This window comes from Pseudaeromonas sp. HNCC25DJ180 (assembly GCF_055413345.1).
The window spans coordinates 35173-47679 of record NZ_JBVAYF010000017.1; the positions used below are offsets into that span (position 1 = coordinate 35173).

13 protein-coding genes and 1 other RNA gene are annotated in these 12507 nt (G+C 55.7%); 6 read left to right on the forward strand and 8 right to left on the reverse strand.

Annotation, left to right across the window (positions count from 1 at the left end):
• Positions 1 to 146 precede the first annotated feature (146 nt).
• The 3 genes from ACZYTD_RS15105 to ACZYTD_RS15115 all read left to right on the forward strand — a co-directional run bounded on the left by ACZYTD_RS15105 (position 147) and on the right by ACZYTD_RS15115 (position 4287).
• Complete coding sequence (locus tag ACZYTD_RS15105) at positions 147 to 1886, forward strand: M4 family metallopeptidase (protein WP_463893272.1); 1740 nt, start codon at positions 147 to 149, stop codon at positions 1884 to 1886.
• Between the two features lie 201 nt (positions 1887 to 2087).
• On the forward strand, positions 2088 to 3911 hold the full coding sequence (locus tag ACZYTD_RS15110; RefSeq protein ID WP_463893274.1) for a M4 family metallopeptidase: 1824 nt from the start codon (positions 2088 to 2090) through the stop codon (positions 3909 to 3911).
• Positions 3912 to 4074: 163 nt separating this feature from the next.
• Positions 4075 to 4287, forward strand: coding sequence for a hypothetical protein (locus ACZYTD_RS15115; RefSeq protein WP_463893275.1), 213 nt, complete (start codon positions 4075 to 4077; stop codon positions 4285 to 4287).
• A gap of 143 nt (positions 4288 to 4430) precedes the next feature.
• Here the strand turns inward: ACZYTD_RS15115 and ACZYTD_RS15120 are convergent, their stop codons facing one another.
• Both ACZYTD_RS15120 and ACZYTD_RS15125 read right to left on the reverse strand, forming a co-directional pair.
• Positions 4431 to 4718 (reverse strand): hypothetical protein, encoded by a 288-nt coding sequence (locus ACZYTD_RS15120; RefSeq protein ID WP_463893276.1) that lies wholly within the window; start codon positions 4716 to 4718, stop codon positions 4431 to 4433.
• Between the two features lie 310 nt (positions 4719 to 5028).
• A complete protein-coding gene (locus tag ACZYTD_RS15125) occupies positions 5029 to 5913 on the reverse strand; it encodes an AraC family transcriptional regulator (protein ID WP_463893277.1) in 885 nt (294 codons plus the stop codon).
• A gap of 177 nt (positions 5914 to 6090) precedes the next feature.
• On the opposite strand from ACZYTD_RS15125, the gene ACZYTD_RS15130 reads away from it, so the two are divergent.
• Positions 6091 to 7248 carry an iron-containing alcohol dehydrogenase gene (locus ACZYTD_RS15130; protein WP_463893279.1) on the forward strand — a complete coding sequence of 386 codons (1158 nt, stop codon included), beginning with the start codon at positions 6091 to 6093 and terminating at the stop codon, positions 7246 to 7248.
• 175 nt (positions 7249 to 7423) lie between these two features.
• Here ACZYTD_RS15130 and hepT read toward each other — a convergent pair whose 3' ends face one another.
• The 4 genes from hepT to smpB form a co-directional block, all read right to left on the reverse strand.
• Complete coding sequence (hepT, locus tag ACZYTD_RS15135; protein ID WP_463893280.1) at positions 7424 to 7876, reverse strand: type VII toxin-antitoxin system HepT family RNase toxin; 453 nt, start codon at positions 7874 to 7876, stop codon at positions 7424 to 7426.
• Positions 7866 to 8261, reverse strand: a complete 396-nt coding sequence (gene mntA, locus ACZYTD_RS15140; RefSeq protein WP_463893281.1) for a type VII toxin-antitoxin system MntA family adenylyltransferase antitoxin — start codon at positions 8259 to 8261, stop codon at positions 7866 to 7868. The genes hepT and mntA overlap by 11 nt, the downstream gene beginning before the upstream one ends.
• Positions 8262 to 8390: 129 nt before the next feature.
• Positions 8391 to 8750, reverse strand: a transfer-messenger RNA (tmRNA) gene (gene ssrA / locus ACZYTD_RS15145).
• Between the two features lie 55 nt (positions 8751 to 8805).
• On the reverse strand, positions 8806 to 9291 hold the full coding sequence (gene smpB, locus ACZYTD_RS15150) for an SsrA-binding protein SmpB (protein WP_463893283.1): 486 nt from the start codon (positions 9289 to 9291) through the stop codon (positions 8806 to 8808).
• A gap of 152 nt (positions 9292 to 9443) precedes the next feature.
• On the opposite strand from smpB, the gene ACZYTD_RS15155 reads away from it, so the two are divergent.
• Together ACZYTD_RS15155 and ACZYTD_RS15160 are read left to right on the forward strand one after the other, a co-directional pair.
• On the forward strand, positions 9444 to 9878 hold the full coding sequence (locus ACZYTD_RS15155) for an SRPBCC family protein (RefSeq protein ID WP_463893285.1): 435 nt from the start codon (positions 9444 to 9446) through the stop codon (positions 9876 to 9878).
• The gene (locus ACZYTD_RS15160) at positions 9871 to 10215 is read left to right on the forward strand and encodes an RnfH family protein (RefSeq protein ID WP_463893286.1); all 345 of its coding nucleotides are present in this window, start codon (positions 9871 to 9873) and stop codon (positions 10213 to 10215) included. The genes ACZYTD_RS15155 and ACZYTD_RS15160 overlap by 8 nt, the downstream gene beginning before the upstream one ends.
• Positions 10216 to 10288: 73 nt before the next feature.
• Here ACZYTD_RS15160 and ACZYTD_RS15165 read toward each other — a convergent pair whose 3' ends face one another.
• Positions 10289 to 10627, reverse strand: a complete 339-nt coding sequence (locus ACZYTD_RS15165) for an outer membrane protein assembly factor BamE (RefSeq protein WP_463893288.1) — start codon at positions 10625 to 10627, stop codon at positions 10289 to 10291.
• 126 nt (positions 10628 to 10753) lie between these two features.
• Entirely contained in the window at positions 10754 to 12418 is a 1665-nt protein-coding gene (gene recN / locus ACZYTD_RS15170) for a DNA repair protein RecN (protein WP_463893289.1), read from the reverse strand.
• Positions 12419 to 12507 lie beyond the last annotated feature (89 nt).

The window sequence follows — 12507 nt, forward strand, 5'->3', positions numbered from 1 at the left end:
GCGATGGGGGTTATTTATTCCCTAGTCAGGTGTTACCTAATACCGAACATAAAATATAATGTCATGGAGGGATAATTGTGAGATCACATAAAAAGCAAACGTTATCAGTGTTAGTTTCCGTAGCACTGGGGTTGACTGGAACACTGATGTCTTTAGCCGCATCCGCCGCAACTTGGGTTGATGCCAGCACGTCAACCCTGGTATCCGGCGCCAAGCAGAGTGTTCAAGGGAGCGCGAATCGCTTTCTTCCGAAGAATCCAACTCAAACGCTTGCCACCACAGCCCACCTGCGAAAATACCAGTATTACAAAGGGATCCGTGTACTGGGCGCAGAACTGATCGAACACGCCAAACCGGCGACCTCGGTTCCTGCCGTGACAGGCTCAGTAGTTGAAGGGTTGAGCCTGAGTAAGCTTACTCCGCGTTTGAACAAAGAGACGGCGCTGCAGACCGCACTGGATCTCTATCCTGATGCCGTTAACGTTAAGCGGGCAAAAACTGAACTGGTCATCGATGTTCAGGGGGCAAAAGAGACGCTGGCTTACCTGGTGACCTTTTTTGCCGACACCAAAGAGGGTCCGAAGCGCCCCAATATCTTGCTGGATGCCCAGACTGGAGTGGTATTGCGTAACTTCGATGGTTTGACCCATGTACAGATTGGTACAGGACCAGGGGGAAATACTAAAACGGGTCGCTATATCTACGGGACCCAATATCCCAAGTTGGATGTGACCAAAAATGGTACAACGTGCAGCCTGGAAACGCCGAATGTCAGAACGGTCAATTTGGATCATGGCACTGAGGGCAGTAACGCCTTTTCCTTTACCTGTGTCCGAAATAACTACCAGGCGATCAATGGTGCTTACTCACCGCTTAATGATGCCCACTACTTCGGCAATATCGTGTTCAATATGTACAAGGATTGGCTGAAGACGACGCCTTTGACCTTCCAGCTGTTGATGAAGGTTCACTATGGCAACGGCTATGAAAATGCCTTCTGGGACGGTACCAGCATGACCTTCGGTGATGGGGAGACTAGGTTCTACCCGCTGGTCTCTTTGGATATAGTCAGTCACGAAGTCAGCCATGGTTTCACCGAGCAGAACTCTGGGTTGCAGTATTGGGGACAATCGGGCGGGCTTAACGAATCCTTCTCTGATATTGCCGGTGAAGCCGCCGAGTGTTATCGGACCGCCAAGGCCGATGGTAGTTGCACAGTGGATTATCAGGTTGGCGCTACCATATTTAAGGGGCAGGGCGCCCTGCGTTATATGGATAATCCGCCGCAGGATGGCATCTCAATTGATAACGCCGCTGATTTCAATGCGTATATGGATGTTCACTACTCCTCAGGCGTCTATAACAAGGCGTTTTACCTGCTTTCCTCGCAGCCGGGTTGGGGGGTGAAGAAGACCTTCCAGGTATTTGCCAAGGCTAACCAAAACTACTGGACCAGCACGAGCGACTTTAATGACGCCGCTTGTGGTGTAGAGTATGCGGCTTCAGAACTGGGATATGGTTCGGGTGCTGAGAAAAAGGTGATCCGGGATACTCTGGCTCAGGTCGGTGCAAAATGTGTTGGTTTTGTCACCCCAGTGGTCAAAGAGTACTCAGGTGATCTGGTACAGGGTATGTGGCACTACTATGGCCCCTTCAAGAGTGTGAACCGCTCTTTGATTGCCCAGCTAACGGGGGTAGGTAATTCGGATCTGTATGTGCGACGCGGCGCCAAGCCGACCGAGACGACATATGATTGCCGTCCCTTTGAGCGAGATAGTGCCGAGCGTTGCAGTTTACTGCCAAGCTCAGATATCTATGTCGGGGTGCTAGGCTTTAGTGGTACCTCCACTTATAAGCTCTCTGTCACTTATTATACCAAACCGTAAGTTAGGTCGTGACCAAGCCCGGAATAAGATCCGGGCTTTTTTATTTACCCATAATGCATCGCCTGCTATTTTTAGCATTGCCTATGGTTAGATATTACATCACTGTCATTAACCGCAAGGGCAAATAAAAGTAATTCGATAATAGTGAACTGCCAACCTATTCCGGGTTGGTGACACTGTTTTATTTATCAAGGATTACTCATGTTGCATAACTCACATCGTTATTTTCACCTTTCGTTGCTAGGCATACTCATTTCTCCCGTTTGGTCATCTGTTGCTCAGGCCGCGCAATGGCGCGATGCCTCCTATCTGAATTGGTCAACACATTCACTGGCCCAGTTGGCAAGCGCCGAGATGGAGTTTCGGGCGCGCCCCTCCCAGGCTGGGTTGGTGGCGGCGAGTGCCGATCATCTACGCAAGTGGCAATACTATCGTGGTGTCCGGGTGTTGGGGGGCGAAATAGTCGAGCACCAGAGGCGTAACCCACGCATTCCGGCGGTGACAGGACGAGTCGCTGAGCAGATCACGCTAGCCAGCGTGCAGCCAGCCTATGATCCCAAGCAGGCCGAGCAACAGGCCAGGGCGCTCTATCCGGATGCCAAGCGGGTGAGCCGCATAAGCAGCGAGTTGGTGGTGACGCTGGATGGGCAAGCTGAGAGATTGGCCTATCTGGTGACCTTTCTCTCCCATGGCAGCCAGGGGCCAATCCGTCCAGTGGTGCTGCTGGACGCCAACAGCGGCGAGCTGATTGCGCAGTATGATGGGCTGACCCATGAGACTTTGGCCACAGGACCGGGGGGCAATCTGAAGACGGGTCTCTATCGCTACGGTGAGCGTTTCCCTGGGTTGCAGGTGATGGCCCAAGGGAGCGATTGTCGCCTGCAATCGGCGCAAGTGACCACCATAGACTTACAGCATGGCAGCAACGGGAGTGAGCCTTACCACTTCAGCTGCTGGGAGAGCCCGGGGCTCGCCATCAATGGCGCCTATTCGCCACTTAATGATGCCCATGCCTTTGGCCATGAAGTTTATCGTCTCTATCAGGAGTGGCTGGGCGTGGCGCCGCTTAAGCAGCCACTGACCTTAAAGGTTCACTATTTACGCAATTATGAGAATGCTTTTTGGGATGGTCAAGCCATGACCTTTGGCGATGGCGCACGCAGCTTCTACCCGCTGGTGGCGCTGGATGTGGTCAGCCATGAGGTGAGTCACGGCTTTACCGAGCAGAATGCCGGCCTCAACTATTCTGGCCAATCGGGAGGCATCAATGAGGCCTTCTCTGACATGGCGGGTGAGGCTGCCGAGTGTCTGCACCAAATGGACAGCCAGGGGGCGTGTCAGGTGGATTGGCAGGTGGGGAGCACCATCCTCAAGGGGCAGGGCGCCCTGCGCTATCTGGAGAGGCCTAGCCTGGATGGGGTCAGTATCGAGCAGGCGAGCAAGTTCCGGCCGGGTATGGATGTGCACTACTCCTCCGGGGTTTTCAACCGGGCCTTCTATCTGCTGGCGACGACGCCCGGCTGGAGTATCCGCCAGGCCTTCGTGGTGTTTGCCCGTGCCAATCAGCACTACTGGACGGCGCAGAGCAGTTTCAACGAGGCGGCGTGCGGGGTAGCCCATGCGGCCGTGGATGATAAGCTCGATGAAAAAGCCGTCGCGGCGGCTTTCAAGGCAGTCGGGGTGCAGTGCGGTGATAGCTCCACTCCACCGAAACTCGAGCGCAAGACGCAGGAGTTCTCCGCTACGGTCGCCAAGGGCAAGTGGCTCTACTACGGGCCGTTCAACTCAGAGGGGAACAGCTTGACCATTACCCTATCGGGGACTGGTGATGCGGATCTCTATGTGCGCAAGGGGAGTAAACCCTCGGCCAGCCAGTACGACTGTCGCCCCTTCTCGGCCAGCAGTCGTGAGAGCTGCACCCTGCCTGCTGGCGTGCAGAGTTATGTGGGCATCAAGGGTTTTGCCAAGGTCTCTACTCTCAAATTGAGCGTAAGTTACTACCAACTGGCCCAGCCCAAGCCGTAGGGGCGGAGTGGCGCGCCCCCTGTCAACCCACCAGGTTCTGTCAAATCGAGCCTGGTTCTTACCTGGCGCGCAAACCTTGGTGAGGTGAACCCTGATGCTGGGGCCAGTTGCGCGGCAGGCCGCTATACTTGGGGTAACCGGTCACTCATGCCAGAGGCCCATTATGGATATGGAACATGCGGTTGCGATTATCGAGTCCCACGCCGATCAGCATGGGGATCACTTCATCTTCAACAGCCAGGAGTTTGTGACCTGGTGTGAGCAGGAGGGTGAGCCAGCAGTGAGCCTGGAGCAGGTCAATCATGACTTGGCGCCCTTTTGTCAGCGCATCGGTTATTCCGAGCCGGTACGTGCCTGGCGTTACTACCTGACCTGACCTGACCTGACCTGACCTGACCTGGGTGGAGGGTGTCGACACTAAAGCACAAGGCCCTGAATGGTCAGGGCCTTGGCTATGAGCGCAGACGTATCGGTAAGGCGTATTCCGGTGTTACCCATAGCCGATACCGTCCTCGGCTATTAATTGCAGGTTTGCTTGTTTGCCGTTTTTATACACGTGGTGCCGTTAGCACCTTGGACAACGCCCTTGCCATTCTTGGTTTTCGCCTCGCCCCCTTTGCTGGTCTGTGTCGTATTGACACCAGCGCTATTCTGTTCGGTTTTATGAGCCGTGTTTGTGCGGGAGTTATAGCTGGCGGCTTGCTCGCCATTGGCGCATATAGTCCTGCCGCGCGCCGTCTTTTGACAATCGGCCGCAGAAGCTGTCATGGCGAAGAGGATACAAGCCAGGGATAGAATGGTTTTCATCGTCACTTACCTTGAGTTAATGAACGTCATGTTGAAAGCCACTTAACATTGGCATGGCTACGAACGCTGGCATGTCTACGCAACAGTGGCTTGGCAGAGGAGGGCGCAAATACTTTTATCGCTGAGTGCGCTGCTTGATTAGGATAGATGAGATATTGGCCATATGAAACCTAATTAACTCGAGTCCAATCGCGCCGACAAATCCCCCCCATGGTTTCCCGCTTAAGTGGGTGGTGAGAGTAGCTGAGTGCTGCGGCAGAATTTTTGATACTTGTGGTGACGGCTATTGTTAAGGAGCTGGTGGCTGGGCTTAACCGCCGCTCTGATCTGAACGCGGGTTATTCTGAAAATGGCGTTTGTATTCACGGCTGAATTGGGAGGGGCTGTTATAGCCGACCAGGGCGGCGGCCTCGGCTATGCCGCGCCCTTCTCGCTGGATCAGCTCCCGTGCCCGGTTGAGGCGAATTTGCTTCATGTACTGCAGCGGTGACACCCGCGTCACCTGACGAAAGGCGCGGTGGAACGACGAGACGCTCATGTGCGCCTCGGTGGCTAGTCCCTCCACCGTTAGCGGGGCGGCATAGTCGCGATGAATGTGCCCCAGCACCCGGGCGATGCGGGCATAGTGGCCATCGTGACGGGCCAGCTCCAGCAGCACATAACCGTTGGGGCCGGTCAGTACGCGATAGAGGATCTCCTGCAGTATACCGGGGCCGAGAATGGTGGCTTCGGCTTCGTCAGCCAGGGCGCCGAGCAGACGTTCGCAGGCACTTAGCAAGGGCGATGACAGGCTGACGCTGGAGAGGCCGCACTCAATGGCACGGCAGGGCTCCATCGGTGCCTCGGGTGGAAACAGCCGCTCTACCAGTTGATGCAGTGACTGGGCATTGATATCGACTGCCAGCCCGAGGATCGGCTGCTCGGGGCTGCAGTGCGCCTCGCACTCCAGCGGCAGGGGTACGCCGACCACCAGATAGGAGTCGGGACCATAGGCCACCTGCTGCTCCCCCAGATGAATGATCTTGTTGCCTTGCCCCATGATGAGCAGGCCCGATTGATAGGTGAGAGGCTGGCGTGGATTGCCTCGTGAGGTGCGAAAAAAGCGCACCCCCGGCAGCCGGGTGGCGATGGATCCTTCCAGTTGCTGCAGTCCCATCTGCTCGACGTAGCCTTGCATGGCAGCGGCTAATGACATTCCCATCTCTCCTTGCTGTATGGTTGCCATGAAGTTGGCAGGAATAGGCAAGCATTTGCCATAAATGCGGCTTACCGGCAGCTAATCTAGCAACTATTATGATAGTCGTCATCCACGGCATGCTTCTGGCGCCGCCGTGTATTCCTATCGGCACCTCAGACGAGACAAGGGCATACGATGAACAACTTTACCTATTTCAACCCGACGCGCATTCACTTCGGTCAAGGGCAGATTGCCAAGCTGGCCGAGGAGATCCCCAGCGATGCCAAGGTGCTCATCACCTATGGTGGCGGCAGCATCAAGAAGAACGGCGTGCTGGACCAGGTCCATGCTGCACTGGCGGGCCGCAGCTATTCGGAATTTGGCGGCATCGAGGCTAACCCCCATTTCGAGACCCTGATGCAGGCGGTCGAGGTGGTCAAGGCCGAGGGTATCGACTACATACTGGCGGTGGGCGGCGGCTCGGTGATCGACGGCAGCAAGTTTATTGCCGCTGCGGCCCGTTATCCGGGGGATGCTTGGGAAATTCTGCAAACCTACGGCAGCCAGATCGGCGATGCGGTGCCGCTGGGTACCGTACTGACGCTGGCCGCTACCGGCTCTGAGATGAACAACGGGGCTGTGATCACCAAGGCGGCGACCCAGGACAAGCTCTTCTTCTTCTCGCCGTTTGTGCAGCCGCGCTTCTCTATCCTGGATCCGGTGACTACCTATACGCTACCGGCGCGCCAGATCGCCAACGGCGTGGTCGATGCCTTCGTGCATACTCTGGAGCAGTACACCACCTATCCGGTTAAGGCCAAGGTGCAGGATCGCTTTGCCGAAGGGCTGCTGCGCACCCTGATCGAAGAGGGGCCGGCGGCGCTGGCTAATCCCCTGGATTATGACGTGCGAGCCAACCTGATGTGGACCGCGACCATGGCGCTCAACGGTACCCTGAGCACGGGTGTGCCGACCGACTGGGCGACCCACATGATTGGTCACGAGCTTACGGCTCTGTGCGGACTGGACCATGCCCAGACCCTGGCCATAGTTCAGACTGCAGTGTGGAAGCACAAGTTCGCCGCCAAGCAGGCCAAGCTGGCCCAGTACGCCGAGCGGGTGTTCGATGTGCGTGACGGCAGTGAAGAGCAAAAAGCCCGGGCCGCGATAGCGCAGACCGAAGCCTTCTTCACTGCCATGGGCAACCCGGTGCGGCTCTCGGCCTACGGTCTGGGCGAGGAGGTGATCGAGAAGGTTGCCGCCAAGCTGACCGAGCACGGCCATGTGGCGCTGGGCGAACACAGCGATATCACACCGGATGACGTCAAGCAGATCCTCCGTCTGGCGCTCTGAGCCGTTCAGATTGAGATAGTGACACAGTTAAACGCCACCCTTGAGGTGGCGTTTGTGTATGGGATGGCTCGGCGACAGGCTGTCCCAGCCTGAACTTAGTTTATCACTCTGCCCGTAGCGCCAGGCTAGCCAGACACTATGCGGGATAGTGCTCGGCTAATGGGTTCGGCTAATTTCAGGCGGAGGGCGATAACGGATGGCCAGCCTGCTGATTTACGGCATCTCGTTGTAGCAGCGCCTTGCTGTAGAGCAGAAATTCGTGAAGATGTTTTTCGATGATGCTGACGGTTATCGGCAATTGCAGGGCCTGATAGTCATGTACGGCGATATTGCGAAAGCCCACCATGCGTTTGAGGTTATCGGCTAGAGGGGCCGCAATCCAACCGGCTTGGGCCAGCAGAGTGAATACGTCACGGGCACTTTGCGGCACGCCGAGGCGTTCGCGGCGAATGAGGTGCTGCCCCATGTCGAGTGCGGCTTCGCAGGCGCGTTGGATGTTGAGAATAGCGGCATCTTGCCGGGTATAGTCGGTGGCAAAACTGGATGGGTTAGCATCGTACTCTTCGCGAGCGCGCGCAACGCAACGTTCAATGGTCGCAGCCTTATTGATCAGTACGTCATCCACCATACACGCTTCCCCTTCGTTGAATATCATCCAGCAATCCGGCTCGGGCGCTGTCCAGTGCAGTTTTTTCACTGAGAATGGCGGTTTCAAACAACGCAGCCTGAAGATCGCGCGCCCACCAACGTTCTCCTGTGGTAATGACCTGATACTGCATGACAGTCGATGCTGCCCGCAAGTCGAGCAGATCAACCGGGCAACCCGCCAATTCCGCCAGCTCACTGGCGAGCGAAAACAGGGTGAATGGATCGGCGTAACCGGCGACCAGGACCGCGAGGTCGAGGTCACTTTCTGGACCGGCTGAACCTTGTACCTGGCTGCCAAAGGCATAGATGGCGAGGAGTCCAGGGACGCGGCTTTGCAGGATCGGAATGAACTTGTCACCATTCATAGGGTATATCCCACCCGCCAAATTATAGTTACGGGAGTGCGTCAGCAATTGAGCGTCTCGACACACCTCAGTGTGACACTTCCCGCCGAACCAAAGAAAAAGGCCCTGATTTCTCAGGGCCTTCCGTATTGGTGGAGCTGGCGGGATTTGAACCCGCGTCCGAAAAACCTACATCCTCAGTACTACATGCTTAGTCGAGTCTTTACATTCGCCATCCAGCTGCGGACCGACACGCCACCGAATGACTAGCCTGATTGGTTTTAACGCTTCCGCCCCAGGCAGGACTTCCACGCGATCCTATGAAAGATGACCTTCCAATCCCCTAGGACATAGGCAAGCTAGGGTAGAAGGGCTTCGTGCAGGGTATTAAGCTGCTAAAGCGTAGGTTTCGTCGTTTGCGACTATTTTTTGCGGTTTATTAACGAGGCCTACCGCACCTCGGCATGCACCTTGGGTTTCGAGTGTCCCGTCGAATCCAGAATCAGCCCCAATGTGTAATTTGATAGTACGCCAAACTAGAAACAAAGTCCAAGTTTTCTGGGGCTTAACGCCCCTTGTTCTTCATCATGCGCTCTTTGTCGCGTTGCCATTCGCGTTCTTTGAGGTCATCACGCTTGTCGTGTTCTTTTTTACCCTTGGCCAGGCCGATCTCGATCTTGACCCAGGCATTTTTCCAATACAGCGCCAGCGGGATCAGGGTATAACCTTGACGCTCGACCAAACCGATCAGCCGCTCAATTTGGCTCTTATGCAGCAGGGCTTTACGGGTTCGCGTCGGGTCACAGACCACATGGGTAGAGGCCAGGCTCAGTGGGGTAAAGCTAGCGCCAAACAAGAAGACCTGACCATCACGGACTATCACATAGCCATCGCTGATATTGGCCTTGCCGGCGCGCAGGGATTTGACTTCCCAGCCCTGCAGCTCCAGACCCGCCTCGTATTTGTCTTCAATAAAATATTCGTGCCGAGCCTTCTTGTTGAGGGCTATGGTGCCGCCGGACCCGGTGCCTTTACTTTTATTTTTACTCATGCGGGTAAACCTTCCTCTACATCAAGCCGACCATTATACGTGGGTGAGCGGCCCTGTAAAACCATGACGCACGGTGGTTGGGAGATGGGCTAGATTTCGGATGCGGTTTTTGTCTTGGATGCTAGAATCGCCTCAACAGAAAAGGAGAGACAATGGCTCAGATCAATCGCAGCGCTCTGGTGATGTTCAGTGCCGAGCAGATGTATTCATTGGTCAATGATGTGGCCAGCTATCCGAAGTTTTTACCTGGGTGCGTCGATAGTCGCGTGGTCAGTCACTCCGATCAGGAGATGGTCGCGTCAGTGGTCGTCGCCAAGGCGGGGATTCACAAGGCGTTTACGACGCGCAACGCACTATCGACCAACCGGGTCATTGATATGCAGCTTATCGATGGGCCGTTTCGTCATTTGAGTGGAATTTGGCAGTTTACGCCCTTGGATGAACGGGCCTGCAAAGTTGAGTTGGCGCTGGAGTTTGAGTTCAGCTCGGTATTGGTCGAGATGGCCTTTGGCCGGATATTCAAGGAGCTGGTGGGCTCTATGGTCCAGGCGTTTACCTGTCGCGCCAAGGAGGTTTACGGTGGTTGATAGCGCAAAAGTTGAAGTGGTCTATGCCCTACCGCTCAAGCAGCATGTGGTGCCATTGAGAGTGGAGCCAGGTATGACCCTGGCCATGGCCATAGTCCAGTCGGGGATTTTGGATCGCTGCCCTGAATTGGAGCTGGATAAGCTCAAAGTGGGGATTTTTAGCCGCTTGGTGCCTCTGGATACGCCGCTGCACGGTGGTGAACGGATTGAGATTTACCGTCCGCTGACAGCCGATCCTCGCGAGATGCGGCGCAAGCGTGCTGATAAAGCCAAGGATGAGGGTCGAGCTGATAAAGTGACCGGTGGCCGAGTCAATCCAGAGCGCAAGAGTGGCTAGTTGCCGGATTGATGAGAATTAAAAAAAGAGACCCCAGGCTGGGGTCTCTTTTTTTTACGGAAAGCATTGCAGATTAAAGGCCGCGGTTAAAAACGTGAGGTGCGGGGAAATCACCGCTGATAGAGACCAATTTATCATTCATGAAGTGCGCTTGCAGTTCTTTACGCTCGGCATCATTCCAGCCTTGTCTGAAGTAGTAGAGGTAATGCCAGGTACTGTTATCAAACTGATCGACCAGCATGGGGCTACCCAGCACATACTCGACTTGTTCGCGACTCATGCCTGAGCGCAGTTGTTCTACCTGCTTTTGTTCAACAAAGTTACCTTGCGGTATATCCATTCTATAGACACAGCCGCTGGAAAGCAGCATTGCGGCCGTCATGGCGGCAAACACCAGGGATTTATTGCGCATGAGCCAATTCTTCATCCAATTCAATAAGCAGGGGTGATGATAGCGGGGAACGGCAGGGAAGTAAAAGTGCGCCGTCACTGATTGGCGCACTTTCCTGTTTGCAAGTCGGTTGGTGTGTCTGGCCTCCTATGCGATCAATAGTTCCCGTGCATTGGCCAGGGTGTTGCTGGTGATGTGATCACCGCCCAGTAAACGGGCCAGCTCATCCAGGCGGCCTTGGGGGGTCAATGGCACCATGCAGGTCTCTGTACTCTTGCCATCGCTCTGCTTGCTGACAAACAGATGCTGGTGACCGTGACCTGCCACCTGAGGCAGATGGGTGACCACCATTACCTGGGTGGCTTTACCCAGTTCCCGCAGTAGCTTGCCGACAACCGCCGCCGTCGGGCCACTGATGCCCACATCCACTTCATCAAAGATCAGGGTCGGGGTGGCGATCCGCTCGGCTGTGATGACCTGGATGGCCAGGCTGATCCGTGACAACTCGCCACCTGAGGCCACCTTGGCCAGCGGTTGTAGTGGCTGACCCGGGTTGGTGGTGACAAGAAACTCCAGTTGATCGAGCCCCAGGGGGGAGGGGGTGCCATCTTGGGGGGCATGCACGGCAATCTGCAGTTGGCCATCGGGCATGGAGAGGCTCTGGATCTTCTGGGTGATGAGGCCGGAGAGTTCACTGGCATGACGGGCGCGGCTGGCACTCAGACGTTGGGCCGCCTGCTGAAACCCTTCACGGGTCTGCCCGAGTTGCTGTTGTAGCTCATCCAGACGGGCATCGTCGCCACTGATGGCATCCAGCTCTTGACGCAAGCTGTGATGACAGTTTGCCAGCTCTGTGGCTTTAACGTGGTGTTTGCGGGCCAGTTCCATGGCTCGGGAGATCCGCTGTTCGAGCCAGTTGAAGCGTTCGGGATCCACTTCGAGCCGCTCCAGGTAGTTGCGCAGCTCGTGCTGGCTCTCTTGTACCTGAATGAGCGCTTCTTGCAGCATCTGGGCCACCGGCTGCAGGCTCTCATCCAGGCTACACAGGGTTTCAAGACGGCTGGCCGCACTCTTTAACAGGGTGGCGGCCGTCACCTCTTCGTTGTCGTAGAGCAGATCCAGGCAGATCTGGCAGTCGCTGACGATTTCACCGCTGTTGGCGAGCCGGGTATGCTCCTGCTCTATCTCGGCAAATTCTCCAGGCTGCAGGGCAAATGAGTCCAGCTCTTCAACCTGGTACTCCAGCAACTGGCGGCGGGCCTCGCGTTGGCTCTTGTCTTGCTGTAAGCGCTGGATCTCATTTTGCAGTTGGCGCCAGAGTTGGTACTGCTCGCGCGTGCTACTGAGCAGCTCATGGTGGCCAGCATAGGCGTCCAGCAGGGTGAGCTGGTATTCAGGCTTAAGTAGTAACTGATGAGCGTGCTGGCCATGGATATTGATGAGCTGTTGGCCTAGAGCCTTGAGCTGGCTTAAGGGAACCGGCGTGCCATTGATATACGCGCGGGAGCGTCCCTCGGCTGTGATCACCCGGCGCAGCAGGCACTCCTCCTCATCGGCCAACTCATGCTGTTCGAGCCAGAGGCGGGCTGTGGGGTTGCCAGCCAGCAAGAAACGGGCACTGAGTTCGCTCTTGTCGGCGCCAGGACGCACCATGCTAGCTTCGGCGCGCTCACCCAGGCACAGACCCAGGGCATCAATGGCAATCGACTTACCCGCGCCGGTTTCACCCGTGATGCAGGTCATGCCACCTTGCAGTTCCAGTTCCAGGAATTTAACGATGGCAAAATTCTGTATTGAGAGCTGAAGCAGCATGGAATATCCCTCACCAAAAATACTGTATTGATAACCAGTATATACTGGTTATCAATACAGTAAAGTGCGGAATAATTGTTCGATACGAT